This window comes from Streptomyces sp. NPDC000345 (genome assembly GCF_042898825.1).
GTDB lineage: Bacteria > Actinomycetota > Actinomycetes > Streptomycetales > Streptomycetaceae > Streptomyces.
The window spans coordinates 113,387-139,824 of the sequence record NZ_JBIAZE010000001.1; the positions used below are offsets into that span (position 1 = coordinate 113,387).

At 73.3% G+C, this 26,438-nt stretch carries 21 protein-coding genes and 1 pseudogene; 12 read left to right on the forward strand and 10 right to left on the reverse strand.

Features of this window, described 5'->3' with window-relative positions; all coding sequences use genetic code 11:
• Positions 1 to 49: 49 nt before the first annotated feature.
• Complete coding sequence (locus tag ACFY30_RS00555) at positions 50 to 517, forward strand: hypothetical protein (protein ID WP_390843008.1); 468 nt, start codon at positions 50 to 52, stop codon at positions 515 to 517.
• On the forward strand, positions 514 to 1,074 hold the full coding sequence (locus ACFY30_RS00560) for an NIPSNAP family protein (protein WP_390843009.1): 561 nt from the start codon (positions 514 to 516) through the stop codon (positions 1,072 to 1,074). Before ACFY30_RS00555 ends, ACFY30_RS00560 begins: the two co-directional genes overlap by 4 nt.
• A gap of 94 nt (positions 1,075 to 1,168) precedes the next feature.
• Here the strand turns inward: ACFY30_RS00560 and ACFY30_RS00565 are convergent, their stop codons facing one another.
• The 8 genes and pseudogenes from ACFY30_RS00565 to ACFY30_RS00600 form a co-directional block, all read right to left on the reverse strand.
• Positions 1,169 to 3,334, reverse strand: a complete 2,166-nt coding sequence (locus tag ACFY30_RS00565; RefSeq protein WP_390843010.1) for an MMPL family transporter — start codon at positions 3,332 to 3,334, stop codon at positions 1,169 to 1,171.
• Between the two features lie 350 nt (positions 3,335 to 3,684).
• Positions 3,685 to 4,299 carry an FMN-binding protein gene (locus ACFY30_RS00570; RefSeq protein ID WP_390843011.1) on the reverse strand — a complete coding sequence of 205 codons (615 nt, stop codon included), beginning with the start codon at positions 4,297 to 4,299 and terminating at the stop codon, positions 3,685 to 3,687.
• A gap of 44 nt (positions 4,300 to 4,343) precedes the next feature.
• Positions 4,344 to 5,675 carry a ferric reductase-like transmembrane domain-containing protein gene (locus ACFY30_RS00575; RefSeq protein WP_390843665.1) on the reverse strand — a complete coding sequence of 444 codons (1,332 nt, stop codon included), beginning with the start codon at positions 5,673 to 5,675 and terminating at the stop codon, positions 4,344 to 4,346.
• 378 nt (positions 5,676 to 6,053) lie between these two features.
• Positions 6,054 to 6,464 (reverse strand): hypothetical protein, encoded by a 411-nt coding sequence (locus ACFY30_RS00580; protein WP_390843012.1) that lies wholly within the window; start codon positions 6,462 to 6,464, stop codon positions 6,054 to 6,056.
• Between the two features lie 54 nt (positions 6,465 to 6,518).
• Entirely contained in the window at positions 6,519 to 7,592 is a 1,074-nt protein-coding gene (locus ACFY30_RS00585; protein WP_390843013.1) for a LacI family DNA-binding transcriptional regulator, read from the reverse strand.
• Between the two features lie 307 nt (positions 7,593 to 7,899).
• Positions 7,900 to 8,516, reverse strand: a pseudogene (locus ACFY30_RS00590) (beta-galactosidase); the annotation flags it as partial.
• Between the two features lie 55 nt (positions 8,517 to 8,571).
• Complete coding sequence (locus tag ACFY30_RS00595) at positions 8,572 to 10,365, reverse strand: beta-galactosidase family protein (RefSeq protein WP_390843014.1); 1,794 nt, start codon at positions 10,363 to 10,365, stop codon at positions 8,572 to 8,574.
• 642 nt (positions 10,366 to 11,007) lie between these two features.
• On the reverse strand, positions 11,008 to 12,201 hold the full coding sequence (locus tag ACFY30_RS00600) for an MFS transporter (RefSeq protein WP_390843015.1): 1,194 nt from the start codon (positions 12,199 to 12,201) through the stop codon (positions 11,008 to 11,010).
• A 252-nt stretch (positions 12,202 to 12,453) separates the two neighbouring features.
• Here ACFY30_RS00600 and ACFY30_RS00605 point away from each other — a divergent pair, with 252 nt between their 5' ends.
• On the forward strand, positions 12,454 to 14,463 hold the full coding sequence (locus ACFY30_RS00605; RefSeq protein ID WP_390843666.1) for an SMI1/KNR4 family protein: 2,010 nt from the start codon (positions 12,454 to 12,456) through the stop codon (positions 14,461 to 14,463).
• A 120-nt stretch (positions 14,464 to 14,583) separates the two neighbouring features.
• On the forward strand, positions 14,584 to 15,993 hold the full coding sequence (locus ACFY30_RS00610) for an acyltransferase (protein WP_390843016.1): 1,410 nt from the start codon (positions 14,584 to 14,586) through the stop codon (positions 15,991 to 15,993).
• A 172-nt stretch (positions 15,994 to 16,165) separates the two neighbouring features.
• Here the strand turns inward: ACFY30_RS00610 and ACFY30_RS00615 are convergent, their stop codons facing one another.
• Entirely contained in the window at positions 16,166 to 17,248 is a 1,083-nt protein-coding gene (locus ACFY30_RS00615) for a Ku protein (RefSeq protein ID WP_390843017.1), read from the reverse strand.
• A gap of 132 nt (positions 17,249 to 17,380) precedes the next feature.
• Here ACFY30_RS00615 and ligD point away from each other — a divergent pair, with 132 nt between their 5' ends.
• Entirely contained in the window at positions 17,381 to 18,271 is an 891-nt protein-coding gene (ligD, locus tag ACFY30_RS00620; protein ID WP_390843018.1) for a non-homologous end-joining DNA ligase, read from the forward strand.
• 381 nt (positions 18,272 to 18,652) lie between these two features.
• Here the strand turns inward: ligD and ACFY30_RS00625 are convergent, their stop codons facing one another.
• Positions 18,653 to 19,456, reverse strand: a complete 804-nt coding sequence (locus ACFY30_RS00625) for a nuclease-related domain-containing protein (protein WP_390843019.1) — start codon at positions 19,454 to 19,456, stop codon at positions 18,653 to 18,655.
• 118 nt (positions 19,457 to 19,574) lie between these two features.
• On the opposite strand from ACFY30_RS00625, the gene ACFY30_RS00630 reads away from it, so the two are divergent.
• The 7 genes from ACFY30_RS00630 to ACFY30_RS00660 all read left to right on the forward strand — a co-directional run bounded on the left by ACFY30_RS00630 (position 19,575) and on the right by ACFY30_RS00660 (position 26,383).
• On the forward strand, positions 19,575 to 20,084 hold the full coding sequence (locus ACFY30_RS00630; protein WP_390843020.1) for a dual specificity protein phosphatase family protein: 510 nt from the start codon (positions 19,575 to 19,577) through the stop codon (positions 20,082 to 20,084).
• A 127-nt stretch (positions 20,085 to 20,211) separates the two neighbouring features.
• Entirely contained in the window at positions 20,212 to 21,006 is a 795-nt protein-coding gene (locus ACFY30_RS00635) for a hypothetical protein (RefSeq protein ID WP_390843021.1), read from the forward strand.
• Positions 21,003 to 22,280 carry an ATP-binding protein gene (locus ACFY30_RS00640; RefSeq protein WP_390843022.1) on the forward strand — a complete coding sequence of 426 codons (1,278 nt, stop codon included), beginning with the start codon at positions 21,003 to 21,005 and terminating at the stop codon, positions 22,278 to 22,280. Before ACFY30_RS00635 ends, ACFY30_RS00640 begins: the two co-directional genes overlap by 4 nt.
• A gap of 70 nt (positions 22,281 to 22,350) precedes the next feature.
• Complete coding sequence (locus ACFY30_RS00645) at positions 22,351 to 22,905, forward strand: SH3 domain-containing protein (protein ID WP_390843023.1); 555 nt, start codon at positions 22,351 to 22,353, stop codon at positions 22,903 to 22,905.
• Between the two features lie 54 nt (positions 22,906 to 22,959).
• Entirely contained in the window at positions 22,960 to 24,333 is a 1,374-nt protein-coding gene (locus ACFY30_RS00650) for an FtsW/RodA/SpoVE family cell cycle protein (RefSeq protein WP_390843024.1), read from the forward strand.
• A 16-nt stretch (positions 24,334 to 24,349) separates the two neighbouring features.
• On the forward strand, positions 24,350 to 25,807 hold the full coding sequence (locus tag ACFY30_RS00655) for a penicillin-binding transpeptidase domain-containing protein (protein ID WP_390843025.1): 1,458 nt from the start codon (positions 24,350 to 24,352) through the stop codon (positions 25,805 to 25,807).
• A 45-nt stretch (positions 25,808 to 25,852) separates the two neighbouring features.
• Positions 25,853 to 26,383 (forward strand): DUF3291 domain-containing protein, encoded by a 531-nt coding sequence (locus ACFY30_RS00660; protein WP_390843026.1) that lies wholly within the window; start codon positions 25,853 to 25,855, stop codon positions 26,381 to 26,383.
• Positions 26,384 to 26,438: the final 55 nt, after the last annotated feature.

Here is a 26,438-nt window from a genome sequence, read left to right on the forward strand (position 1 = left end):
AGTATCCACTGACAGGAGATGTCAGTGGAGCGCCCCTAGCCTGCGGCACATGAACGACTTCGACTTCCTGCACGGCTCCTGGGACGTGGCCAATCGCCGTCTCTCCGCACCGCTCGCCTCGGGCCCCGACACCTGGGTGGAGTTCCCGGGCCACGCGGTGATCCAGCCGCTGTTCGGGGGCGCCGGCAACATCGACGAGGTCACCTTCCCCACCCTCGGCCGTCAGGGCGTGACCCTGCGGCTCTTCGACCACGAGACGAAGCAGTGGTCGATCCACTGGTCCGACAGCCGGACAGGCCGGCTGGATCCCCCGGTGGTCGGCGCCTTCACCGGCGACCGCGGTGACTTCTACGGCCAGGACGTCCATGACGGCCGCCCGATCCGGGTGCACTTCACCTGGTACCGCCTCGGCCCGGGCACCGCCCGCTGGGAGCAGGAGTTCTCCGCGGACGAAGGCCGCACCTGGGAGCTCAACTGGACCATGAACCTCACCCGCACCGGAGGGGCCGGCGCATGAGCATCGTCGAACTCCGGCAGTACAGCCTGCACCCCGGCACCCGGGAGACGCTGATCGAGCTCTTCGAGCGGGAGTTCGTGATCGGTCAGCAGGCGGTCGGCATCACCGTCGGCGGCCGCTTCCGTGACCTGGACGACCCGGACCGCTTCGTCTGGCTGCGCTGGTTCCCCGACATGGCGCACCGCCGGCGCGCGTTGGAGGCGTTCTACACCGGTCCGGTCTGGCGGAAACACCGCGACGCCGCCAACGCCACCATGGTCGACAGCGACGACGTCCTGCTGCTGCGCGGGCCTGGCTTCACCCCTTCGCCCGGCGCCCGTGAAGTGCTCATGACCGTCTGCCATCCCACCGACGCCGCCGCATTCGAGGTGTATGCCGCCCGGCACCTGGGCCCGGGCCACGCACTGCACTGCACCGAGCACGCGGAGAACGACTACCCCCTCCTGCCCGTCCGTGCCGGAGAGGACGCCCGCGTCTGGTTCGGTCCGGCCGAGCCACCGCCCTGGCCGACCCGGCGGCTGTGGCTGCAACCCGTGACGCCTTGGCCAACCGCGTGACAGCGCCGGCGCAGGGCGGCGGCGCAGGGCGGCGGCGCACCGCGGCGGCGTACAGCGGCGCCTTGGTTCCCGGCGATGCAGGTGGCGGTGGGCGTCAGTCGTGGGAGAAGCGGACGTCGGGCAGCACGCGGCGCAGCCATGCCGGGCTCCACCAGGCGGCGTGTCCGGTCAGGCGCAGCAGGACCGGCAGCAGCACCAGGCGGACCAGCAGGGCGTCGAGCAGGACGGCGATGCCGAGGATGATGCCCATCTCCTTGGGCGGCAGGGGGCCGGAGAGGGCGAAGGTGAAGAACACGGCGACCATGACGGCGGCGGCCGCGAAGATGACCCGGCCGGAGTGGGCCAGGGAGCCGACGAGTGCCTCGTGGGGGTCGCCGCTGCGTTCGTAGTGTTCCTTGGCCGAGGAGAGCAGGAAGACGGTGTAGTCCATGGCGATGGCGAAGATCATCGCGAAGAAGAACACCGGGGCCCAGCCGTCGAGGAAGCCCTGCGAGGTGAATCCGAGCAGGTCCGCTCCGTGACCCTCCTGGAAGATCAGGCGGCCCGCGCCGAACGCGGCGCCCGTGGACAGCAGGCTGGTGAGCACCCCGAGGGCGGCGATCAGCGGAGCCTGCAGCGCCACCAGCAGCAGGACCAGCCCCAGGACGAGGACGACGCCGATGACCAGGGGGGTCTTGTCGGTCAGCAGCCGCTGGAGGTCGAGGTTGTCGACAGCGGCGCCGCCGACCAGGGCGTCGTCGGGCAGTTCGGCACGGAGCCGGTTGACGGTGGCGCCCAGGGCGGGGTCGGAGGGGTCGACGTCGGGGACGGCCTGGATCAGGGACCAGCCCGAGCCGTCGGCGGCCTGCTGGGCGGGCAGCACGCCGGCGATGCCCTGGGTGTCCTTCACCTCGGCGGCGACGGCGGCGGCCTGTCCGGTGGGGGTGACGATCTGCAGGGCGCCGGGGGCTCCGGGGCCGAAGGCGTCCTGCACGAGCCCGTAGGCGACACGGGCGGAGGCGTCCTCGGGCAGCACGATGATGGAGGGCATCGCCGTACGCAGTCCGATCACGGGAACGGCCAGGGCGGCCAGGACGGCGAGCGCCGCGGCGCCGTACAGGACGGGGCGGCGCCACAGACGTTCACCCCAGGCGGCGAAGCGGGGCGAGCGGTGCTCACCGACGCGGGCCCAGGGCAGCGCGACGGCGTCGACCCGCCGCCCCAGCCTGCCCAGTACGGCGGGCAGCAGGGTGAGTGTGGCGGCCAGGACGAACAGGACGGCGAGCATGATGCCGCCCGTCACGGAGCGGAAGGCCGGAGACGGCACGAGCATGACCGCCGAGAGGCTGACCAGCATGGTGACGCCGGAGAGCAGCACGGCCTTGCCCGCGGTGTCCATGGTCTCGGTGACGGCCTGCACCACGGTGTGCGCGCGGGCGCGGGCGCCGCGGAAGCGCATCACCAGGAACAGCGCGTAGTCGATGCCCAGGGCCAGGGCGAACATCAGCGCGAAGTTCATCGCCCAGATCGAGATCGGCGTCAGCTCGGTGAGCAGCACCAGCGTGCCGGCGGAGGCGACCAGTCCGGCCAGGGTCAGCAGCAGCGGCAGTCCGGCGGCGACCAACGAGCCGAAGGCCAGGACCATGATGGCCAGCGTCACCGGCCAGGACAGCACCTCCGAGCGGATCATCGCGTCGTGGTTGGCGATGTTGAAGTCGCTCCACAGGACCGAGGAGCCGGTGGCGTTCACGGTGACACCGTCGCCGGACAGATCGTTCAGCGGCTTCTTCAGGTCGTCGGCGACCTCGACCATGTCATTGGTGTCCGCTCCCGCACCGCCGAGCACGACGGCGGTGCGCCCGTCGGCACTGATGGTGGCGCCGGGCCGCGGCGGGATCACGGTGTCGATGCGGTCGTCGTCCTCGAGGACCGCGGTGGCCCGGTCGATGACCTTCTGGACGGACGGGTCGGTGACGGGCCGGTCCGCGGCGACCACCACCTGCAGGGCGGGGGAGGCGTTGCCGCCGAAGTGCTTCTGGGCGATGTCGCGGACGGTGACCGACTCGGAGCCGTCGGCCTGCCATCCGGCCCCGGACAGCGCGGCGTTGACCTGCGGGGCGAAGGCACCCAGCCCGATCACCACCACGGCCCACACCAGCACCACCAGCCTGAAGTGGGTCGCGGCCCACGCACCGAGGCGGCCCAGCGGTCCCGGACGGGTGGTGTCGGTCCCGCTCAGGGCGCCGGGATCGCCGGGGTGCGGGGAGGGACCGGTGTTCATCTCGTCTCCTCCGCACGTCATGGCAGGCCCGGGGACAACCGGGCTGTGACACGACGATAAGGACGCCGTGTGCCAAGGGCGACTCGGGCGTACATGCCGGGTAGGCCGTTCGGGGGTGCCGCGGCGGAGGTGCGGCCCGGCGCAGCGGACCGCGCTTGCGCCGCGGGTGAGTTCGGCCGGGTACCGGGCCCGGCTCGGCCGCTCGGTCGGTCCGGCCGGCGGTCGGCTGCCCGCCTTCCCAGGGCCGGTGCGCGGTGCGGAACCTCGGGATCAGCTGCGCCTGGTACCCCTCGTTCTGAGCTGGAGGACGGGGGCACCGGCTCGGCCGCGCACGTCGCGGACCGGGAGGATCAGACGCCCGCCCGGTCCAGTGCGCTCTGCAGGGACTGCTTGTAGCCCGCGCTGGTGTACGTGGCGCCGGACACCGTGTCGATGTCCGCGCTCTGTGCCTCCAGGGTCTCCTGGTTGAGCCTGGGGACGGCCGTGGAGGAGATGTCCCTGCTCCGCGCCGTCTCGTCGGGGTACTGGACGGCGGTCGCGCCGGTGATCCTGCTCCCGGTGAGGGTGATCCGCACCTGGACCGGACCGTACTTCGTCTGGGCCGTGGCGCCGGTGACGGAGCGGGTGGTGGGTGCGGCCGAGGTGGTCTTCGGGGCAGACGGGGCGCCGCTGGTCTTCGCGGGGGCGGGCGACACGGGGTGCGGCGGTGACGCGCTCGTGCGGGAAGCGGACGGGGTGCTCTTCCTCTCGGGCGCCTTCGACGGCGAGGCCGACGAGGACGGGGAGAGCGGAGACGCCGACGGGGAGGGGGACGCGTTGGCGTCCGACGCGATCGCGGGCGTGGGGATGCCGGCCTCGGCCAGCGACGGATCCGTGGTCGGCTTGAGAGCGAGCAGCAGCACGATGCCGGAGACGGTGCCGGCCGTGGCCAGCACCGCGTGGCGGAACGGATGCTTCCGTTTCACGGGAGTTCCAGCGCATCAGAGGTTCTGGACGTCACAGGTTCTCCTCAGAACTCGAAGGACTCGTGGTGGATGCGGCGGTGCGGGACACCCACCTCACGCAGTGCGGCGTACGACTCCTCGGCCAGCCCCGGCGGCCCGCACAGGTACACGTCGTGACGGGCGATGTCCGGCAGGATCCGGCGCAGGGTCTTCGCGGTGATCGCCGGTCGCCTTCCGTCCGGGCTGTTCACCGCGTACAGCAGTCGTGCCCCCCGTTCGTCCGCGATCGCCTCCAGTTCGTCCCGCAGCGCCAGTTCCTCCGCCGTGCGGGCCCGGTAGAGCAAGGTCAGGTCGCCGGGCGCGCCGGGCAATGTCTCGAACAGGGCCCGCAGCGGAGTGATGCCGGCGCCGCCCGCGATCAGCAGCACCTTGCCGCGGCTGCGCCGGGCGGCGGTCATCGCGCCGAACGGGCCCTCCGCCCACACGCGCGTGCCCGGCCGCAGCCTGGCCAGTGCCGCACTGTGCCCGCCGACGGCCTTGACGGTGATCCGCAGCAGGTCGGGCCGGGGCGGCGCCGACAGCGAGTACGGGTTGGCGCTCCACCGCAGCCCCTTGGTGAGGAACCGCCATCGGAAGAACTGCCCCGCCTCGGCGCCCAGCCGGTGCAGCCGCCGACCGCGGATCAGCACGGACACCACGCCGGGCGCCTCCCGCACGACCGACTCGACCCGCATGCGGTGCCGGAGGTTGAGCCGCACCGGGGTGAGCACGCGATACCACAGCAGCAGGGCGCCGACCGCGCCATACAGGGCGTACCAGGTCTTACGGGCGGTGGCGTCGCCGACGAACTCACCGCCCGTGGCGAGTTGGTGCCAGAAGGCGAGGTAGACCGCGGCATAGGTGAGCAAGTGCAGGTAGTACCAGAGTTCGTAGCGCATACGGCGCCGTACCGCACCGGCGGACACGAAGCCCACCAGGAGCAGCAGCAGCGTGCCGACGGCCGCTTCGATCATCCTCGGGTAGTCGGTGACGACGGTGACCGTCTGTGCTACGAGGCCGGTGTCCGCCTGCAGTGCGTATCCGAAAAGGATCAGCACGACGTGAGCGAGGGTGAAGGACAGCGCGTAGCGGCCGCCCCTCGCGTGCCAGCGCACCACGCGGTCGGATCCGACCCGGCGCTCAAGGGCCGGGACGTGCGCCATCAGGGCGACCACCAGGGCGATCACATAGCCGGCGAGCAGCCCGGTGATCCGGCCCGCGTTCACCAGCCGGTCGGCGGTGGTCGCGGCGACGGCAGGGGTGTTGTGCCACCACAGCCCCAGCACGGCGGCCGCACCCGTCCAGGAGAGCACCAGCAGGGGCGCCGCGGGCGAGCGCCGGCGCCGGATCCGGCGCATGGACTGCCGTCTTCCCGCCCGGCTGTGCTGGATCGTCGTCAAGGGTGTTCTTCCGTCTGCTTACCGTGGTGCCAAAGCTTCTTAGACCGGCATGAGTGGCTGAAAACCGTTGCTGAGGAGAGGGCGCTGCCGCAGCAGAATCCGCTCCGGGAACGGGGGGCGAGGCCGTGCTTCCCCCCACCTACCCGGTCCAGCGCACAGGCCGGGCTCAGCGTCACAGCCGCTGTGGTACGCCGGCCGCTCGGTCTGTTTCGGACACACCCGTGGTGTCGGCTGTGGCTGCACCGGCCGCCGCCCATGCAGGGGCTCGACCGGGCGGAGCGCTCTTCCCCGCATCGTGGACCGGCGCCACCGGTGCCCGGTCCCCGGGCATGGGGCTCAGACGGGGATCCAGTCAGGCCACTGTGGGGGGACGTTGCTCGCGGAGCAGAGGCCGGAGTCGCCGGGGTAGCCGGCCAGGGTTCCCCGGGTGGCGAAGAGCCACCATGCGGGCCAGATCGTCGCGGCCACCACCAGGAGCGTCGGGAGTGCGGCGCGGATCGCCGTTGGCGCGTGGCGGGACAGGCGGCGGGCGAGGGTCAGCGCCGCTAGGGCGAGGAGTGCTTCGGCCCCGACCGCCAGGGGGAGCAGGAAGGTGAGTTCGAGGCGTCCGCCGGCGTCGTAGCCCGCGTCGCAGTACGCGCGTGCCCAGACGGTCAGCGACCAGGCGGCGTAGCCCGTGGCGGCTCCGAACAATGCGGAGCCCGCCCAGGGGAGACAGGAGTCGGATCTCGGGTTGGCTGTGTGCACGACCTGACACGACATCGAACGTGCCGTTCGCGGTTCCGTACGATGTCGCGCTCGTCAGACGGGGCCGCGGCGGGTGCTGGCGCGGGCGCGCAGTTCGACGGGGACGAGGGTCAGAGGGGGTACCGGGGTGTCCGGGGTGGTGGAGGCGTCGATGCGGGTCAGGAGGATGCGCAGCGAGATGGTGCCGATGTCCGTGAAGTCCGTGCGGATGGTGGTGAGCGGGGGGAGGAAGTGGGCGGCCTCGGGGATGTCGTCGTAGCCGACCACGCTGACGTCCTCGGGGACGCGGCGGCCGGCCTCGTGGAGGGCGCGCAGGACGCCCAGGGCCATCTGGTCGTTCGAGACGAAGATCGCGGTGACGGACGGGTCCCTGGCGAGTTCGCGGCCCAGGTCGTAGCCGGAGTCGGCGCTCCAGTCGCCGATGAGGGGCGGGTGGATCTCGGCGCCGGCCGCCTTCAGGGTGTCCCGCCAGCTGTCCGCGCGGCGGTCGGCCGAGGTCCAGCCGGTCGGGCCCGCCACGTGCCGGACGGTCGGGTGGCCGAGCGAGAGCAGGTGCTCGGTGGCCTTGCGGGCGCCGGTGCGGGCGTCCGAGGTGACCATGGGGGTGCCGTCGCCCAGGTCGTTGTCCATGACCACCAGAGGTGTGTCCAGGCGGGCCTCGGCCAGGGCCCGGGCCACCCACAGCTGGGGGGCGATCGCGATCACGCCGTCCGCGCCCTCCGCCGACAGACGGTCTGCGGCCTGCACCACCGTGGCCTTGTCGGCCGTGTCCAGCGCGATCGAGCTCACCAGGTAACCAGCCTCCTGCGCGGCCGTGTTGATCGCGGTCAGGGTGGAGGCGGGGCCGTAGCGGGCGGCGTCGAAGGAGATCACGCCGAGCATGCGGGTGCGGCCGCTGGCCAGGGAGCGGGCGCTGCGGCTGGGGCGGTATCCGAGGGTGCGCATCGCCGCCTGCACGGCCTCGCGGGTCTCGGCGCGTACGGCCGGGTTGTCGTTGAGCACCCGCGAGACCGTCTGCTTGGACACACCGGCCAGTTTCGCCACGTCGTCCATCACGGGGCGCGCACCGGCGAAGTTGCGGCGGCTGCGTCCCCTGGTCGCCGGGCCGTCGGCGGCGCTTGGCGTCATGGTGGGTGCTCTGCTTCCTTCGGCCTGGGCTGCTCCGCGGGCGCGCCGGGTGACGACCGCGGATCCGCCGGGCCTGCCCCGCCCGGCTGACCCACAGGATAGGCCGGGCGGGGTGGAGGGACCCGGGTCAGGTCTGTCGGAACGTCCAGCTGCGGCGCGTCACCCACTCCGCGCGCCGCACCTCCGCCACGCCCACCGGGGCCTCCCCCGGCGCGTACACCTTCCTCCCCCGCGGCCGGCGGCAGCAGCTTCAGGAACACGGGCTCCGCGGGCGGCAGGCGGTCCGGCGGCAGGTCCCGCAGGCGGCTAGCTCGTTCTCGATCTGGATCGCGATGATCGGTCCGCCGGACGCCCGGTCCAGGCCGGTGAGTTGCTCGGCGATCGCCTCGAACCACGGTCGTACGGCGGTCAGGTAGGCGGGATCGTCCGTACGCGGGGCGGTGGTGCGGGCCAGCACCCAGTCGGGGAGGCCGCCGTTGCGGACCTCCGCGTGGGACCAGGGGCCGATGCGCGGGATGAAGTCCAGGCCGTGGCGCGCGCAGAGGTCCGCGAAGCGGCGCAGGTCGCGGTTGTCGTCGAAGCGAATGGGCCTTGGGTCTCCTCGTGGTGGATCCAGATGAGGTAGGAGGCGACGGCCGTCACGCCGCCCGCCTTCATCTTCAGCAGTTCCTCCTCCCATTCCCGTGCCGGGTAGCGGGAGTGGTGGAACTCGCCCGAGACCGGGAACCAGGGGCGGCCGCCGCGGGTGAGCCAGCGGCTTGTCACCTCTATGGGGGCGGTGGGGGCGGTCGCGGCGAGGGGCCTGGTGGAGGTCCCGGTGGCGGTGGTCGCGGTGGTGCGGTGGGTGGAGGGGTCGGAGAACGGGAGGTGGCCTCGGAGCGGGGGTGCGGAGGGAGTGGGGACGCGGATGTGGTGGTGCGGCATCAGGAGGTCTCCGGGCGAGGGGTGGGCGAAGGGGCGGAGTGCTGTGCCGTACGCGTCAGGACGGCTTCGGGCCGAGGCCGGGCTTGTCGGTGAGGTGGGCGCTCGTGGTCGTGGTGCCGTGGAGTTCCAGGAGGACCAGGTCGTTGGTGCCGGGGCGCAGGACGGGGGCCGGGACGTAGAGGGTGCGCTGGGGGCCGCGGTTCCAGTAGCGGCCGAGGTGGAAGCCGTTGATCCAGGCCTGGCCCTTGGTCCATCCCGGGAGGGAGAGGAAGGTGTCGGCGGGGGTGGAGATGTCGAAGGTGCCGTGGTGGAAGGCCGGTTCGGCGGAGGTGGAGGTGGGGGGTGCGGTGGGAGTGGGGGCGGGGGGCGCGGTGGGGGTGAAGGTGGTGGGGTTCGGTGCCTCGTCCAGGGGGAGCGGGTGGCAGGCCCAGCCCCGCAGTGGCTCGCCGTCGAGGGTGACCGGGCCCAGCAGGCCCTTCGGGACGCCGATGCGGGGGCCGTAGTTGACCCGGCCCATGTTCTCGACGAGTACGTCGAGGACGGCGCCGGCGCGGGAGACGTGGACGGGCAGCGTCTCGTCGTAGCGCTCGCGTTCGAGGACGCCTGCGGGGGCGCCGTCCAGGAAGACCTGTGCCCTGTCGCCCACTCCGCCCTCGAAGCGCAGCAGGCCGGGTCCGGGGTGGGGGACGGTCGTGCGGTAGTGGATGTACCCGGCTCGGTGTCCCAGCTCGTCCGCGGTGAGGGGGTCGGGGGCGTGGACCGCGGGGCCGAGGTGGCCGAGGTGGGAGAGGAGCGGGGCCTTGTGCGTCAACTGCACCGTGGCCGGGCGGAGTTTGGGCGCTGGGGACGGGGCCGGGTCGGACGGTACCGGGGCGTGCCGGGCTATCACCTCGCGGAAGGCGTGGTACTTCGGGCCCGGGTCGCCGCTCTCCGTGAGGGGGGCGTCGTAGTCGTACGAGGTGACGGTCGGGGCGTAGGCGTGGTGGTGGTTGGCGCCGTTGGTGAAGCCGAAGTTGGTGCCGCCGTGGAACATGTAGATGTTGACGGAGGCGCCCGCGGAGAGGAGCCGGTCGAGGTCCGCGGCGGCGTCGGCCGCGTCCCGGCCGTGGTGCGGGCCGCCCCAGTGGTCGAACCAGCCGATCCAGAACTCCGCGCACATCAGGGGGCCCTCGGGCTGGGCCTCGCGGAGGCGGGCCAGGTGGTGGTCCACACGGCTGCCGAAGGTGGCGGTGGCCAGGACGCCGGGGAGGGTGCCTTTGGTGAGGTGGTCGCCGTCGGCCTGGTCGCAGGTGAAGAGGAGTTCCTCGATGCCGCGGGAGCGGAGGCTGCTCTCGAGATGCTTGAGGTAGGCGGTGTCGTCGCCGTAGGCGCCGTACTCGTTCTCCACCTGTACGGCGATGACCGGGCCGCCCGACGCAGCCATGTACGGCAGGAGCGGGGGGAGGAGGAGGTCGAGGTAGCGGTCGACGGCGTCGGTGAAGCGGGGGTCGCTGGTGCGGAGGCGGATGTCGGGGTCGGTGGTCAGCCAGAAGGGGAGACCGCCGCCGTCCCACTCGGCGCAGATGAACGGGCCGGGGCGGAGGAGGACGTGCAGGCCTTCCGCCTGGGCCAGGCGGAGGAAGCGGGGGAGGTCGAGGAGGCCGTCCAGGGCGAGGGTGCCGGGGGTGGGCTCGTGGAGGTTCCAGGGGATGTACGTCTCCACCGTGTTCAGGCCCATGAGGCGGGCCTTGCGCAGGCGGTCGGTCCACTGGTCGGGGTGGACGCGGAAGTAGTGGAGGGCGCCGGAGAGGATGCGGAACGGTTCGCCGTGGAGGAGGAAGCCGTCGGGGGTGGTGGTGAGGGCCGGCATGGGGTCTTCCCTTCCTTGTGGGGCTTCTGCGGGGCTCGGGTGTGTCGCTTGCGGGGCTCTTGGGTTTCTTGGGCCTGGCGCCGGGGGGTGCGGGGGGCTTCCGTGCGGCTGGCGCCTAGGTCTTGCGTGTGTGGCTCCGGGGTTGTCTCACGGGCGCTCGGCTCCGGGGGTGCCTCGATCCGGGGGTGCCTCGCTCCGGAGGCGCCTCACCTCGGGGGTGCCTCACGTCGGGGATGCCTCGCGTCGGGGGTGGGTCGGGGTCGGGGTGGTGGGGGGGGGGGGGGGGCGGGGGCCCCGCGGGGGGCGGGGCCCCCGCCCCCCCCGGGGGCGGGGGGGGGGCCGGGGGGGGGGGGCCCGGGCCGGGGGGGGGCCCCCCGGGGGGGGTGCCCGGGGGGGGGGGGGGGGGGGGGGGGGGGGTCGTGGCGGTGCGGCGAGCCCCTCGCAGTCGGGCGTACTGCTGCCCGCTGCCACGGTTGGACGTGGCAGAGACGAAGTAAGCGACGGGCTGCGCCGCACCGCCACGACCCGCTCCCGTGGTCGGGCGGGTGCGGGAGGTCGGGGGGCGGGGGCGTCGGGCGAGGGCCAGGTCCCCTGCGCTGGTGGCCCTTGGCGGCTCCCAGGGGGTGGATGGCTGTCGTGTCGTCAGGGGGTTGTGGTGCGGGTCAGCCAGAGGGTTGCCGTCAGGCATGTGGCGGAGACCGCTGCCAGGAGGAGGGGTACGGCGCTGACGTCCGACCACTCGATGACCTTGCCGAGGGCTGGGCCTGCCGCGACGCCGCCGGCCATCGAGGCGGCTATGACCAGGGCGCCGGCGCGGCGGGCCTGTGGGGCGGCCCGGTGGAGCCAGGGGAGGCCGGTGGGGAAGATCGGGGCGATGAAGAGGCCTACGGCGGCGTAGGCGTAGGGGGCCAGGGGCGGCAGGGCCGCCAGCAGCAGGGAGGCCGTCATGCCTGCGCAGGAGACGGTGATGATGGCTTGAGGGGAGAAGCGGAGGGCCAGGGGGGCCGCGAGGAAGCGGCCGACGGTCATCATCAGCCAGTAGACGGAGGTGGCGGTGGCGGCCAGTGCGGCGCCGTAGCCGGCGGCCTCCAGGTGGGTGGGTTCCCAGCCGCCGACGCCCGCCTCGATGCCCACGTGCAGGACGTAGAGGGTGACGAAGACCGTCAGTACGGAGCGCAGGGCGGTGTGGGTGGGGGTCGGGGGGTGGGAGGTGGGGTGGGGGGCTTTTTCGCGTACTCCTCGTAGGCAGAGGAGGAGGGGGAGGGTGGCCAGGGCGAAGGCCAGGAAGACGGTCGGGTAGTGGTCGGCGCCCGCCGCGCCGATCAGGGCGGGGCCGAGGATCGCGCCGATGCCGAAGTGGGCGTTGAGGATGTTGAGCATCGCGGTGGAGCGGTGGCCGAAGCCGACGGCGAAGAGCTGGTTGAGGCCGTAGTCGATGCCGCCGAAGCCGAGGCCCGCGAGGAGGGCGGCGGTGAGGGCCAGGGGCCAGGTCGGGGCGAGGGCGAAGGCCGCCGCGCCCAGGGCCATCAGGAGGTACGAGGCGCCCAGGAGCCGGCGGTTGCCGGTGCGGCCGTAGAGGCGGTCGAAGAGGAGGACTCCGGCCACGCCGCCGACGAAGTGGGCGCTCAGGGCCAGTCCGGCGGCGGAGGGGGCGAGGGCGAACTCCTCGCGGAGGGCGGGGATCGCGGGGCCGTAGAAGGCCTGGAGTGCGCCGATCAGGACGAAGCCGGCGCAGGAGGCGGCGACGGCCGGGGTGGTGAAGACGGGAGAGGTGGGTACGTCCGGGCCTGCCGCCTGCGGTGGGGTGGGCCGGTGCTGCGTGGAACGGTCGGTCACGCGGGCTCCAGGGGCGGACGGCCCACGGCGGTGTGGGCAGGGCTGTGATGCTCCGGACGAGCGTCGATGTTACCGGTAACATGGGTCGCGTCAAGGTGGTGTGCGCCGGTCGCGACGGACGGTTGGTGGGGGCCTCGCGTGTCCGGCGAGTTGTCCGGCCGCTGGTCACCGGGCGTTGTCAGTGGTGGCTGTCAGCATGGGGGCATGGTCGGAACGGGTGGGTTCGACGCGGGGGGAGTTCGCGTGGGCGAGATGGCGTGGCGTGACTTTCTGGAGCGGTGGAGTGCGGAGTGGGCCGGCGCCTGGGATCCGGAGCAGTCGCCCGGGGAGCGGGACCGGGAGGCGCTGCGGGAGCGGTGGCTGGGGTCACCCGGGGCGGACCGGGCGCGGATGGCCGCCGTCGAGGAGCGGCTAGGGTGCCGGCTGCCGCCTTCGTACCGGGCGTTCCTCGAGGTCAGCGACGGGTGGCGGCATGCCGGGGGGTTCGTGTCCGTGCTGGCCGGCACCGGGGAGATCCGTTGGTCCGAGGACGTGGCCGGACTCGGGCGGGCGTTACGGGAGGAGTTGGACGAGGACTCCCCTCGGGAGGAGGTGCTCGCCGCCGCGGTGTGGGAGCGGGCCCTGCGGCTGGACGTGGAGTCGGACGCGACGTATGTGGTGATGGGCCCCGACGACGTCGACGCGGCCGGCGAGTGGGCCGTCTACGTGTGGGCGGGCTGGCGTGCGGCTCCGCCCGAGCGGTACGGGTCCTTCCGGGAGTTCATGGAGGCGATGCACCGGGAGTTCCACTCTCTGGAGTCGGGCCGCTCGGGCACCGCGTTCGTCAACGACACGACGCGGGAGCAGGACGCCGCCGTGGAGGAGGCCCGGCTGGCGGCGCTCCGAGGACGGTACGAGCGGGCGGAGACCGTGCTGAAGGAGGCCCTGGCATACGGCAGACCACGCGCGAGAGGGCTGTACGACCAGATCCGGCGGCTGACGGGCCACGCCTACTCGGCCGACTTCGATCGGCTCGCCTTCGATCCGGTGTACGCGCCCGAGTTGCTGGCCGTGCTCGCGGCCGACCATGTGCGCGACAGCTGGAAGGACGACGAGGCCTGGACCGGACTCTTCCGGGGTGCGGGTGAGGCGGTGCGGGAGCTGGGCGCGTCACTGCTGGGCCAGATGCGGGACGGTACGTACCGGTACACCGCCGAGGGGCCGTTCGGGCGGGCCGTGGAGGAGGCGCGGGAGCAGGCCCGCTGGGGGCGGACGGACGAGGCGTGGCGCATTCTGCGGGCGGCGCTGCCGCGGTGGCGGCCGCTGGGGCCGGAGCATCTGGCGCCGGTGGGGCTGCTCGCCGATCCGTTCCTCGGTCAGGTGTGCGGCATCCCTGAGCGGGGGCGGGAGTCGCTCGCCACTCCGCGGGCCGGAGAGACGGGGGACGTGCCCGTGCCCGCGGCCGACGTCGATCCGCCGGGGCTGGCGTGGCTGGCCGACGCGGACGACGGCGAGCTGGGGGCGGGCTACCGGTTCGTGCTCGTCGAAGCCGTTCGGCCGGACGAGCTGCCCGAGCTCCTGGGGGCCGAGGGTGTGTCCGGGCTGCGGGGGCCGCAGAGCCGGTTCGAGGCGCTCTTCCGGGCGGGGCGCGGGGCCGGGCCGGGACGCGCCGAGGCTTCGGGGGCCGCTGAGGCGTCCGAGGCCACTGAGGCCGCCTACTGGGAGGATCGGGCGGTCGCAGCGGTGGTCGGTCTGGCCGGGGAGGGCTGGAGCTTCGTGTTCGACGGGCGGCCGCAGCCGTTCGACGCGCAGCGGTTCGTGTCGCCGGCTGTGGTCGCTTCCGGGGGCGCCCCTGACGAGGGGTCAGCCGCTGCCGGGGGCGGGGGCGCCGTTCCGGGTGGAGGCGGTGGGCGTCGGGCGGTGGTGGTGTGGAGTTCGCCCGCGGCGCGTCCGGGGCGGCCGGGGGTGTTTCATCTCTCCGTCGCGCAGGGCGGCGAGGAGCGGTACGCGTTCACCGTGCGGGGCGCGGAGACGGCCGAGCGGCGCGGAGACGTGCCCGAGTCGCTCGATCCGGACCGCTTTTTCGGGAGTGGCGGTACGGGCGAGGCGGGGCTTCTGGACGCCGTCGCCGGTGAGTTCGGGGTCGGGCTCCCCCGGTTCACCCTGACCCGGGGGCGGGCGTACACCCTCACCACCCGGTCCTGGACCCGGCCTCCGGAACCCGGTGAACCGATGGCCGTCCTGCGCTTCGTGCGGTCCCGGGGCGCGGCGCGCGACGCATAGCGCCGGGGAGGCCGGCGCGGTGGTGTGGGGAGGCGACGCGGTGGTGTCGGGCCGGGCACGGGTTGGTTGCGACAAGAGTTCTGCGGTGTCGGGGAGTTGGCGGGACGGGAGCATGTGGGCATGGGCAGCGATCGGGACCGGTACGTCGATTTTCTGCGGGCGTGGGCCATCCTGCTGGTCGTGCTGGGGCACTGGCTGATCACGGGACTGGTCCGGCACCCGGACGGGCGGATCACGGCGCCGGAGCTGCTGGCGGCCGCGCCCTGGACGCAGTGGCTGACGCTGGGCTTCCAGATCATGCCGCTGTTCTTCCTCGCCGGAGGGCATGCGGCGGGCGGCTCCTGGGTGCGGGCGCGGGCCGGCGGTGGGACGAGTGCGGGGTGGGTGGGGCAGCGGGCGGTGCGGTTGCTGCTGCCCGTGGCCGCGTACTGCTGTCTCGTACTGTCGGCGGTCGGCGTCTGCTCGGCGGCCGGGGTGGATCCGGGCACGCTCGCGCTGGTGGGGTGGGCGATGGCGATGCAGTTCTGGTTCCTGCCGGTGTACCTGCTGCTCAGTGCCCTGACTCCGGCGCTGCACACGCTGCATCGGCGGTGGGGGCTGCGGGTTCCCTTGGCGATGGGGGTGGTGGGTCTCGGGGTGGGTGCGGCCCTGGTCGGGGGCGGTGACGGGCGGTATGCGGGGGCCGTCGGGACTCTGGGGGCGCTGAACTACCTGCTGGTGTGGGGCGTGGTCTACCAGCTCGGGTTCTGCTGGCGGGACGGGCTGCTGGGCGGGAGTGGCGTGGGGGACGGGAGTGGCGTGGAGGGCGTCAGGGGCGGGAGCGGCGTGCGGGGCGGGCGGCGGGTGGCCGGCGCCATGGCGGTGGGGGGCGGGGCCGGGTTCGCGCTGCTTGTCGGGCTCGGGCCCTTTCCCGTGAGTCTGATCCTGGTGACCGGGCAGGACCCGAGCAATACCGATCCGCCGTCGGTGGCCATGCTGGCGTGGGCGGTGGCGCAGGTCGGGGTGTGTCTGCTCGTCGCGCCGGGTGTGCGGCGGCTGCTGGAGGGCGCGGCGGTGTGGCGGTGGGTGCGGGGGCTGGGGGCCGCGAGCATGACGCTCTATCTGTGGCACATGCTGCCGGTGCTGGTGGTCGCCGCCGCCTTCTATCTGACCGGCCTCGCGCCCCAGCCCGAGTACGGCTCGCCGGGGTGGTGGGGGTTGCGGGTGCCGTGGCTGCTGGTGCTCGGGGGCGTTCTGGGGTGCGTCGTGGCCGCGCTGCGGCCGCTGGAGCGGGGGCTTGCGGCGCTCGGCGCAAGGGTTCGGCCCGAAGCCGGGCTCCGGGGAGCGGCGGCCTGGCGGATGTGGGGCGGGATCGGGGTGAGCGTGTGGGCGTTGGCCTACTTCGCCGGGCACGGCTTCGCGTACGGAGGCCGCTTCCCGCTCGCCGCCGCGGTGGGGCTGGCGCTGGGGACGGGGCTGGTGATGTTTCCGCGGCGGAGGGACGGGGGTGGGGTGGCGGGAGTGCAGGGGGTCTTGGAGGAGGCCGCTTGAGGGGGGCAGGGAGCCGTAGAGGGGAAGGAGGGGGCTGCGGGGAGGGCGGAGAGGGGCTGCGTGAGGGGAGAGCCGGGGGCTGAGGGGAGGGAGGAGCCGGGGGCTGCGGGGTCTTGGGGCATGGGGTTCAGCGCGGTTGCGGCGTCCGCCGCCGCTCGGGTGGCCCCCGGGGTCAGGCCGTGCGTTTGCGGGCCGTCGTCTTCTTCGCGGCGGTCTTCTTCGCGGCGGTCTTCTTCGTGGTGGTCTTCTTCGCCGCCGTGCTCCTGGACTGCGACTGCGTCGTCTTCTTCGCGGCCTGGGCCGATTTCGCGGTCTTCGCCGTCTTCGCCGTCGACTTCCTCGCGGACCCGGACGCCGCCGTCGCCTTCTTCGCCGTGGACGTCGACTTCTTGCCGCCCGTCTGTTTGGGGGACGCACCCGCCGTCTTGCGCTCCGGGAGGGAGCTGACGTCCGCCTCGTCCGGGGCTTCCGTCGCCTCGCCGCGCGACTCCTTCGCCGCGCGCACGCTCTTCTCCAGGGCCGCCATCAGGTCCAGGACCTTGCCGCCGGAGGGGGTGGAGGGGGCCTCGGGGGGTGTCTCGCCGGCCGCCTTCGCGGCGACGACCTCCTCGACGGCCTCGCGGTACTCGTCGTGCAGGTCGTCCAGGTCGACCTCGCCGAGGGTGTCCATCAGGGCGTCCGCGAGGTCGAGTTCCTTCTCGCGGACGGTGACGTCGGTGTCGGGCGCGACGCCCTCGGGGGCACGGACCTCGTCCGGCCAGAGCAGGCCGTGCATGGCGATCGCGTCGCCGACCACGCGGAGCATGCCCAGGCGTTCGCGGCCCCGGAGGGCGTACTTGGCGATGGCGACCTTGTTGCTGCGCTTCAGCGCCTCCCTCAGGAGGGTGTACGGCTTCGCCGCGGGGGCGCCGCCCGCCTGGAGGTAGTACGCGGCGTCCATCTGGAGGGGGTCGATGCGGTCGCCCGGCACGAAGGCGACGATCTCGATCGTCTTCGCGGTCGGGATCGGCAGGTGGGACAGGTCCTCGTCGGTGATCGGGATGATGGTGCCGTCCGCGTCCTCGTATCCCTTCCCGATCTCGGCGGAGCTCACCTCGCGGTCCTCCAGCTCGCAGACCTTGCGGTAGCGGATGCGGCCGCCGTCCTCGGTGTGGATCTGGCGGAAGGAGATCGAGTGGCTCTCGGTGGCGTTCACCAGCTTGATCGGGATGCTGACGAGGCCGAAGGAGATGGCGCCGTTCCAAATGGATCGCACGGGCAGCGTCCTCCTGAACCGTCGTGTCGGACTGAACCGACCTGTCGGGCTGAACCTTCATGGCCGGCTGAACCTTCATGGCCGGCATGCGCGCGGGGGCGTTTTGCGCCGGTTTCATGTGATTCTCATCGTATGACGCCGATCACAGAGGTGGAGGGGCGGAGGCTCGCGCTCAGCAATCTGGAGAAGGTGCTCTATCCGGCCACCGGCTTCACCAAGGGCGAGATGCTGCACTACTACGTCACGGTCGCCGACGCCCTGCTCCCCCATCTGCGCGACCGGGCGCTGTCCTTCCTGCGCTATCCGGACGGGCCGGACGGGCAGGTGTTCTTCGCCAAGAACGTGCCACCGGGGACGCCCGAGTGGGTCACCACCGCCGAGGTTCCGCGGTCGGAGGGGCCGGCCCGGATGGTGGTCGTGCAGGATCTGGCGAGCCTGGTGTGGGCGGCGAATCTCGTGACCGAGTTCCATACGCCCCAGTGGGTGGTCCAGGATCCCGAACAGGCCGACCGGCTGGTCTTCGACCTGGATCCGGGGGCGCCGGCCAGTGTGGTGGAGTGCTGCGAGGTCGCGCTGTGGCTGCGGGAGCGGCTGGCGGCGGACGGGATCGAGGCGTTCGCGAAGACGTCCGGGTCCAAGGGGCTGCATCTGCTGGCGGCGGTGCGGGGGGCGTCCTCCGAACAGGTCAGCGAGTACGCCAAACGGCTGGCCGTGGAGGCGGAGCGGGCGATGCCCGAGCTGGTGCTGCACCGGATGACGCGGAGTCTCCGGCCCGGGAAGGTGTTCGTGGACTGGAGCCAGAACGCGGCGCGGAAGACGACGGCGGCGCCGTACACGCTGCGGGCCCGGGGGGAGCCGTTCGTGTCGGCGCCGGTGAGGTGGGAGGAGGTGGCGGAGGTCGTGGAGGTCCGGGTGGCGGAGCGGTTGGTGCTGCGGGCGGAGGACGTGGTGGGGCGGGTGCGGGAGTGGGGGGATCTGCTGGCGCCGCTTTTCGATGCCGGGCGGGCGGGATCACTGCCGTGAGGGGGCGGGGGTGGGTGGGTTTTCTCGCCCCCGCCGCCCCTTCCCGTCCCGTCCCGTCCCCAGGGGCGCTGCCCCTTCGACCCCGGCGGGGCTCCGCCCCCGCACCCCGAGGGGGCTGCCGACCCCAGGCCCCGCTCCGCCCCGGCGGGGCTGCGCCCCCCGCCCCCCACTGGGGCTGCCGCCCCCACACCCCAGCAGACCTCCACCCCCACCCCACCGGAGGCCGCCGCCCCAGACCCCGCTGCCACCCAGACAGCGCTCCGCCACCCCACCGAAAGCCGCCGCCCCAGACCCCGCTTCGGCCCTGAACCGGCCTCGTCCTCAAGCGCCGGGCGGGCCGGGTGCGTCGGCCGGGCTCGAGAGGGGTCCGAGCGGGGTGGGTCAGAGGTGGTTCCAGGTTTTGCGGTCGCGGGCCATCGCGTGGAGGGCCTCCACGTCCGCCGGTTTCAGGACGCCCCCGAGGCGGGCGAAGCCCTCGATCTCGGAGTCCGTGAGGATGCGCACCTCGCGGGGTGCCGTGGCGAAGGTCACCTCCGTGGGGCCGACGAGGGCCAGGACGGGGCGGACCTCGGCGGTGAGGGCGTGGGAGACGCGGCCGGCGTCGGCGCGGATGCGGCGGAGCAGCGGTTCCGGGGTGCGCCGGCCCAGGGTGACGAGGGGGTCGGCGATCCGTACCCGCTGCTTGCGGGCGTGGAGGGTGTGGATCGAGAAGAGACCGCCGGGGCCGATGGCCAGGTGGTGGACGCGGTCGCCGCCGGGGAGGGTGAGCGAGTGGAGGGTGTGCCAGCCGGCGCCGTCGAGGCGGTCCAGGGCCGCGCCCACCGTCTGTTCGGCGGTCAGCGCGTGGCGGCGCGGGTCGGGCCGCAGGCGGTGGGCGGGGCCGGGGTCGCGGTCCAGGGCGATCAGAAGGGCCTCGCCGGGACGGTTGGGGGCGAGGTCGTCGTCCGGATGGAGGGTGAGGCGGGCCAGTTCCGCCGGGGTCGGCACCGGGGGCGGGCCGACGGTGACCGAGCCGGTGAGGAAGGGGCCCAGGGCCTCGAGTACGTCCTCCCTGCGGTCGTCGGCGAGCAGGTTGATCCTGGCTGCCTCACGGTCGTACCAGGCGATGTTCCTGCCGTCCGTGAGACAGACGTAGAGCCGTTCCCGGCCGTGCCGCCGGGTCGGTACGACGCGCAGTCCGGTCATGCACCATCACCCCACGACCATGGGAACAGGCGGGGTGCTGCGAGGGCAAGAAGGCGGTTACTTTGGAGAGGAGTTGGGCAGGTCATAGGGCTCAGGGAGCGCGCGTGGGGAGGCGCCGTTGCGGACCCGCAGGAAGCAACCCGACGTACCGGCCCCGGACCGTCCGTGGGACGAGATCGTGCCGGGGCTGTGGATGGGAGGGCACGAGTACCGGGCGCCCTCGGGGCAGCCCGCGCTCGCCGTGGTGCGGGACGAGTTCGACCTCGTGCAGACCCTGACCTCGGCCCGGTCCGGGCACGGGCCCGACCCGGGCGTCGTCCACCATGTGTGGCCGATTCCGGACGGTCCGCTGGACGGCACCCAGCTCGCGGGAGTGATCCGGCTGGCGCAGGCCGCGGGTGAGGCCCTGGACGACGGACGGCGCGTCCTCGTCCGCTGTTACAGCGGATACAACCGCTCGGGGCTGGTCGTCGCCCACGCGCTGATGCGCCAGGGGCACACGGCCGACGAGGCGATCCGGCTGATACGGTCGCGGCGCTCGCCGTGGGCCCTGCACAACGAGCTGTTCGTGGAGTACCTGCGGGCGGGGCTGCCGACAGCCAGGCTGCTGGAGGAGCTGGCCGAATGACCATGCACAATCGTTTCCGCTCCCTCCTCGTCACCCGCGCCGTCCGTGTCACCCCGCACCACCCGCCCTCACCCGGTACGCAAATAGGACTTCCCCATGAATAAGGTGTACGGGGCCTCGCATCACCATGCACCTCAGGAGTCCCGTGCCATCCAGCCGCCCCACCCGCACCGCCCTCGCCGTCGCCGCAGCCGTCCTGCTGGCCTCGGCCACCGCGGCCTGCGGTGACGCCGGCGGGCTGCAGGGGGCCGGCGCCACACCGACCGCGGTCAGCCCGGACCGGCTCTGGCCGGATCTGACCCCCGCCTCCAGCCCCGCCTTCGAGATCGGCGAGGTGGACACCACCGCGGTGAAGGGCGTCACGGTGCCCGGCGGGAACGTCCACGACGTCGATCCGGTCTCCGTGGTCCGCGCCGAGATCGCCGCGAACCCGGGCGACTACGGCGCCGGGGCGTACGAGGAGACCGCCCGGCGGATGGCCGGCTGCGGCAGGAGCGGGGCGGCGGGGCGCGGGTGCCCCGTCCTGAAGGCCTACTACCGCGATCTGACCGGCGACGGGCACGACGACATGACGCTCGGGTTCCGGCAGCTGCCCGGCAACCTCACGGCCGTGCGCGTGTACACCGTCCGCGGACACCGGCTCGTGCAGGTCATGGCCTACGAGGACGCCGTCAGCGGGGTCGAGCTGGCCGGGCGGTCGGTGATCATCCGCTCCCCCTCGGAGGTCGCCGGCTACGAGTACCGCCTGCAGTGGACCTGGGACCAGCAGCAGCACGCGATGCTGCTGACCCATGACGAGATGCTGCGCACCGGCAGCGCGAGGCGAAGCCCCGGTGCCTCTCCCAGCACCTCCCCCGGAGCCTCCCCGGGCCCCACCCCTTCCTCCAGGCCCGCCCCTTCCTCCTCCGCGAGCGGCCGATGAGGCGCGCGCTCCCCCGGTGGGCCGGCACGCTCGCCGTGAAGGCCGCCGCGTTCATCACGGTGATGTGCTGCGCGCTGGCCGCCCTGCTCGGCGTCCTCGTGCACGTGTCGGTGACGAACCAGACCGTCGGTCAGGCCCGTGAGCTGGCGTTGTCCCGGCTGGAGGACGCGACGGCGGCCTTCGAGGCCGGGGACACCCTCGGCTGGGGCGCGGGCGTCGACCCACCGGGACTGCCCGCCTCGCTGCGCGCGCTGGCGCTGGCCGGGGAGCGCGGCACCGTGGTCGCCGACCTCCAGGGGCGCCCCACGATGTGGGCGGCCGGTCCCGCCGACGGCGGGCGGGCTCTCGCCGTCCGGGTCGACTACGCGCAGAGCGCCCGCACCATCGAGGGGCTCGACTCCGCGATCCTGTGGTCGTCGGGGCTGGCGATCGGGGCGACGCTGCTGGTCGGCGCGTTCGCGGTGACCCGGGTGACCCGGCGGCTGCACACCACAGCGCAGGTGGCCCGGCGGATCAGCGCCGGCGATCTGGACGCACGGGTCGGCGATCCCCGCACGAAGGAGCCGGGCCGGCCGCAGGACGAGGTGGCCGCCGTGGCCGCCGCACTCGACACGATGGCGGCCACCCTCCAGGGCAAACTGCTGAGCGAGCAGCGCTTCACCGCCGACGTGGCGCACGAGCTGCGCACCCCGCTGACCGGGCTGCACGCGGCGGCCGAGCTGCTGCCGCCGGGCCGGCCCACGGAGCTGGTGCGCGACCGGGTGGCCGCGCTGCGCACGCTCACCGAGGACCTGCTGGAGATCTCCCGCCTCGACACCGGGCGCGAGCGGCTGGAGCTCGACGCCGAGGAACTGGGCGCGCTCGCCGGGCGGGTCGTGCGGGCGTCGGGGACCGACACGGAGATCACGGTCGTACGGGACGCGCGGGTGTGGACGGACCGACGGCGCCTCGAACGGGTGCTGGGCAACCTGGTCGCCAACGCGCACCGGCACGGGCGGCCACCCGTCGTCCTCACGGTGGACGGGCCGGTGGTCACGGTGCGGGATCACGGGGACGGCTATCCGGAGTACCTCGTCGCGCACGGGCCGCAGCGCTTCCGTACGGAGGGCGGCTCGAAGGGGCACGGGCTGGGGCTGACCATCGCGGTCGGCCAGGCGGAGGTCCTGGGGGCGGTGCTGGCCTTCGCCAACGCGCCGGAGGGCGGGGCGGTGGCCACGCTGACGCTCCCTCAGACGCCGCCCGGCGGAGCCGGTCTCCCCGATGGCGCAGCGTGACGGGCGGCGCGCACGAACCACTCCTAATGTGGCGATAAGTCAGCTTCACCCTCGCCGTGGAGGTATCGCCATGTCCCTGCGCCGCTCAGCCCTCACCCGCCTCGCCCTGGCGACCGCCGTCGGCGCACTGGTCACCGCGGCCGCCGTCACCCCCGCCACCGCCGACGACGACTGGAACGGCGGCGGCAGCGGCAGCAGCAGCACCGGCTCCGGCAGCTGGGACCAGGGAGGGCAGGGCGGCGACGGCGGCCAGGGCGGCAACGGCAACGCCGGCCAGTGGAGCCAGGACGGCGGCCAGGGCGGCGACGGCAACCAGGGGAACCAGGGCAACGCCCAGGGCGGTGACGGCGGCGGCAACCAGTGGAACCAGGGCGGCCACACCGGCAACCAGCGCCTGTACCGCGGCCGCGTCACCGCGAACCGGCTCCTCCTGCGCAGCAAGCCCACCCGGGCCAGCCAGGTGATCCGTTCCGTCCACCGGGGCCAGATCGTCTCGATCTTCTGCAAGACCCCCGGCCAGAACGTCCAGGGCAACCCCCTCTGGTACCTCCTCACGGACGGCACCTGGGCCTGGGGCGCGGCGCGCTACATCGACAACATCGGCGAGGCGCCGCGCTGGTGCTGACACGAGAAAACATCCAAGGCTTCACAAGGAGCCCTATTTGGGTAGGTTCCGGACATGACGAGAGCCGGAGTCGGAGCCGCGACCGCGATCGCCGCGGCCGACGTACCCGCCCCCGCCGTACGCCTCCCCCGGCGCCGCGGCATCGAACTCGCCCTCATCGTCGTGGCCGTCCTGCTGTCGGTGTACGGCTACTGCGCGGTCGGCATCGCCCGGCAGGGCACCCTGCCGCCCGGCGCAGCCGGTTACGGCGCCGGGCTGGGCGTGCTCGCCCTGCTGGCGCACCTCGCCGTGCGCCTGCGCGCCCCCTACGCCGACCCGCTTCCGCTCCCGATCGGCGTGCTGCTCAACGGCATCGGACTGGTGCTGATCTACCGGCTGGACCTGGAGACGCCGGGCGACCGGGCGGCGCCCACGCAGCTGGTGTGGTCGACCCTCGGCATCGGTCTGTTCATCGTGGTGGTGGCCGCCCTGCGCGACCATCGCGTGCTCCAGCGGTACGCGTACGTCAGCGTTGTCGCCGCGCTCGCCCTGCTGACGCTCCCGATCTTCTTCCCGGCCGTGAACGGCGCCCGGATCTGGATCCGGATCGCCGGGTTCTCCATCCAGCCGGGCGAGTTCGCGAAGGTGCTGCTCGCCGTGTTCTTCGCCGCGTATCTGGCGGCCAACCGCACGGCGCTGGCGTTCGCGGGCCGCAAGATCTGGTTCATGCAGCTGCCGACCGGCCGGGTGCTCGGTCCGATCGTCGCGATCTGGCTGCTGAGCGTGGGCGTGCTGGTCCTGGAGCGGGACCTCGGCACGTCCCTCCTCTTCTTCGGCCTCTTCGTGATCATGCTGTACGTGGCCACCGGCCGCACCGGCTGGATCGCGGTGGGGCTGCTGCTCGCGGCGGTCGGCGCGGTGGCCGTCGGCCGGCTGGAGCCGCACGTCCACAGCAGGATCGAGGACTGGCTGCATCCGTTCGCGTCGATCGAGGCAGGCCTGGGGCCCAACCAACTGGCCCAGTCCCTCTTCTCGTTCGCCGCGGGGGGCGTGCTCGGCACCGGGCTGGGTCTCGGCCACTCCGTCCTCATCGGCTTCGCCGCGAAGTCGGACTTCATCCTGGCGACGGCGGGCGAGGAGCTGGGCCTTGCGGGTCTGTCGGCTCTCTTCCTCCTCTACGGCCTGCTGGTGCAGCGCGGCTACCGGGCCGGACTGGCCCTGCGCGACCCCTTCGGGCGGCTCCTGGCCATCGGTCTCGCCTCGATCGTGGCGCTGCAGGTGTTCGTGATCGCGGGCGGGGTGACCGGGCTGATCCCGCTGACCGGCATGGCGATGCCGTTCCTGGCGCAGGGCGGCTCGTCGGTGGTCACCAACTGGGCGATCGTGGCGCTGCTGATCCGGGTGAGCGACTCGGCGCGGCGGCAGTACGACGGAAAGGCGGCACCGTGATCAGTGAGGAGACGCGGTGAGCCGGCACATCCGGCACGCCGCCGCCTTCTGCGCCCTGCTCCTGCTCGCGCTCCTGGCCAACGCCCTGCGCGTCCAGGTGGTCCAGTCCGCCGCCTACGACGACAACCCGGCCAACCGCCGCGGGCCCATCGCCCGTTACGGCCAGCCGCGCGGCGACATCCTGGTCGCCGGCACGCCGGTCACCGGCTCCCGGGACACGGGCGAGCAGTTGCGCTACGAACGCACGTACCGCGACGGGCCGTTGTACGCGCCGGTGACCGGCTTCGCCTCGCAGCAGTACGGGACGACGTTCCTGGAGCACGCCGAGGACGGCGTCCTGTCCGGGGTGGACCCGATGCTGTCGCCGTTCCCCCTGTGGAACGACGTGACGCGCGGCCGCCCGCCCGGCGGGAACGTCGTCACCACCCTCGACCGCCGTGCCCAGCAGGCCGCGTACGAGGGGCTGGACGGCCGCAAGGGCGCCGTGGCAGCGGTGGACCCGGCGACGGGGCGGGTGCTCGCGCTGGTGTCGAGTCCGTCGTACGACCCCTCGGAGCTGTCCGGGAACGACGCCGGGGCCGAGCGCGCCTGGGCACGGCTGAACGGCGATCCCGACAAGCCGATGCTGAACCGGGCGGTGCGGCAGACGTATCCGCCGGGGTCGACGTTCAAGGTGGTGACCGCGGCGGCGGCGCTGGACGCGGGCGTGGTCACGGACCTGGACGAGGCGACCGACTCCCCCGTGCCGTACCGGCTGCCGGGGACGACGACGAGCCTGACGAACGAGGGCGACGGCTGCGAGGACGCTCCGCTGCGGGAGGCGTTCATGTGGTCGTGCAACACGGTGTTCGCGAAGCTGGGTGTGGACGTGGGGCTGGCGCGGATGTCGCGCACGGCTCAGGCGTTCGGCTTCAACGACGCGGCCGTGCGGATCCCGTTCTCGGCCGCCACCAGCACCTTCGACACCTCGCTGGACAAGGCGCAGCTGGCGCTGTCGTCGATCGGGCAGTACAACACCCGGGCGACTCCCCTGCAGATGGCGATGGTGGCGGCGGCGGTGGCGGGCGGAGGCCAGGTGCGCGAGCCGTATCTGGTGGAGCGGACGACGCGGCGGGGCGGGGCCACGGTGGCCACGGCCGGTCCGCGTCCGGTGCGGCAGGCGATGTACCCGGCGACCGCCGTACGGCTGCGGGAGCTGATGGAGGACGTGGTGCGCGAGGGTACCGGGAAGAACGCGGCGATCCCGGGCGCGCGGGTCGGCGGCAAGACGGGCACCGCGCAGCACGGCATCGGCAACGCCGGAATCCCGTACGCCTGGTTCGTGTCCTGGGCGCAGGGCGAGCGGGACATGGAGCCGCGTGTCGCGGTGGCGGTGGTCGTGGAGGACGGGTCGGCGGACCGGGGGGAGATCACCGGCGGCGGGATGGCGGCGCCGATCGCGCGGGCGGTGATGGAGGCGGTGCTCGGTTCGTGAGACGGGGGCTTCCCGGACCGGACAGGTCCGTCCTACGGTTCGCTCATGACTGACGCCGCCGCTGAAGCGACCCCGGAAACCGCCGCCTACGAACTCGCCCAGGTCAACCTCGCCCGTCTCAGGTTCCCGCTGGACTCGCCGGAGTTGAAGGACTTCGTCGACGCCCTCGATCCCGTCAACGCGGACGCGGACGCGGCCGCCGGTTTCGTCTGGCGCCTCCAGGACGACGACGGCGACGCGACCGGAATCCAGGTCTTCGGCGACGAATGGCTCATCGTCAACATGTCGGTGTGGCGGGACACCGACAGCCTGAGCGCGTACATGTACCAGGGCCGTCACCGCGAGATGCTCTCCCGCCGGCGTGAGTGGTTCGAGCGGGTGCAGGAGGCGATGACGACCCTGTGGTGGGTTCCGGCGGGCCACCGCCCCACGGTCGCGGAGGCGGAGGCCCGGCTGCTGCATCTGCGGGCCAACGGTCCGACGCCGTACGCCTTCACCCTGCGCACCTCGTTCCCGGCGCAGGGCGCGGAACCGGTGAGTTTCGCGGTGCCCGAGGGTCTGGGCTGCTCGGTCTGAGCGGCCCCGGGCCTCAGGGCCGCCGTGCCCCTGAGACACCGGACCCACCGGGCCC

Excerpts from the sequence above, each read along its gene's own strand:
- ACFY30_RS00555 (WP_390843008.1), top strand. The coding sequence starts at position 50 with ATGAACGACTTCGACTTCCTGCACGGCTCCTGGGACGTGGCCAATCGC.
- ACFY30_RS00560 (WP_390843009.1), top strand. The coding sequence starts at position 514 with ATGAGCATCGTCGAACTCCGGCAGTACAGCCTGCACCCCGGCACCCGG.
- ACFY30_RS00565 (WP_390843010.1), bottom strand. The coding sequence starts at position 3,334 with ATGAACACCGGTCCCTCCCCGCACCCCGGCGATCCCGGCGCCCTGAGC.
- ACFY30_RS00575 (WP_390843665.1), bottom strand. The coding sequence starts at position 5,675 with ATGCGCCGGATCCGGCGCCGGCGCTCGCCCGCGGCGCCCCTGCTGGTG.
- ACFY30_RS00585 (WP_390843013.1), bottom strand. The coding sequence starts at position 7,592 with ATGACGCCAAGCGCCGCCGACGGCCCGGCGACCAGGGGACGCAGCCGC.
- ACFY30_RS00595 (WP_390843014.1), bottom strand. The coding sequence starts at position 10,365 with ATGCCGGCCCTCACCACCACCCCCGACGGCTTCCTCCTCCACGGCGAA.
- ACFY30_RS00605 (WP_390843666.1), top strand. The coding sequence starts at position 12,454 with ATGGCGTGGCGTGACTTTCTGGAGCGGTGGAGTGCGGAGTGGGCCGGC.
- ACFY30_RS00610 (WP_390843016.1), top strand. The coding sequence starts at position 14,584 with ATGGGCAGCGATCGGGACCGGTACGTCGATTTTCTGCGGGCGTGGGCC.
- ligD (WP_390843018.1), top strand. The coding sequence starts at position 17,381 with ATGACGCCGATCACAGAGGTGGAGGGGCGGAGGCTCGCGCTCAGCAAT.
- ACFY30_RS00625 (WP_390843019.1), bottom strand. The coding sequence starts at position 19,456 with ATGACCGGACTGCGCGTCGTACCGACCCGGCGGCACGGCCGGGAACGG.
- ACFY30_RS00635 (WP_390843021.1), top strand. The coding sequence starts at position 20,212 with ATGCACCTCAGGAGTCCCGTGCCATCCAGCCGCCCCACCCGCACCGCC.
- ACFY30_RS00640 (WP_390843022.1), top strand. The coding sequence starts at position 21,003 with ATGAGGCGCGCGCTCCCCCGGTGGGCCGGCACGCTCGCCGTGAAGGCC.
- ACFY30_RS00645 (WP_390843023.1), top strand. The coding sequence starts at position 22,351 with ATGTCCCTGCGCCGCTCAGCCCTCACCCGCCTCGCCCTGGCGACCGCC.
- ACFY30_RS00650 (WP_390843024.1), top strand. The coding sequence starts at position 22,960 with ATGACGAGAGCCGGAGTCGGAGCCGCGACCGCGATCGCCGCGGCCGAC.
- ACFY30_RS00660 (WP_390843026.1), top strand. The coding sequence starts at position 25,853 with ATGACTGACGCCGCCGCTGAAGCGACCCCGGAAACCGCCGCCTACGAA.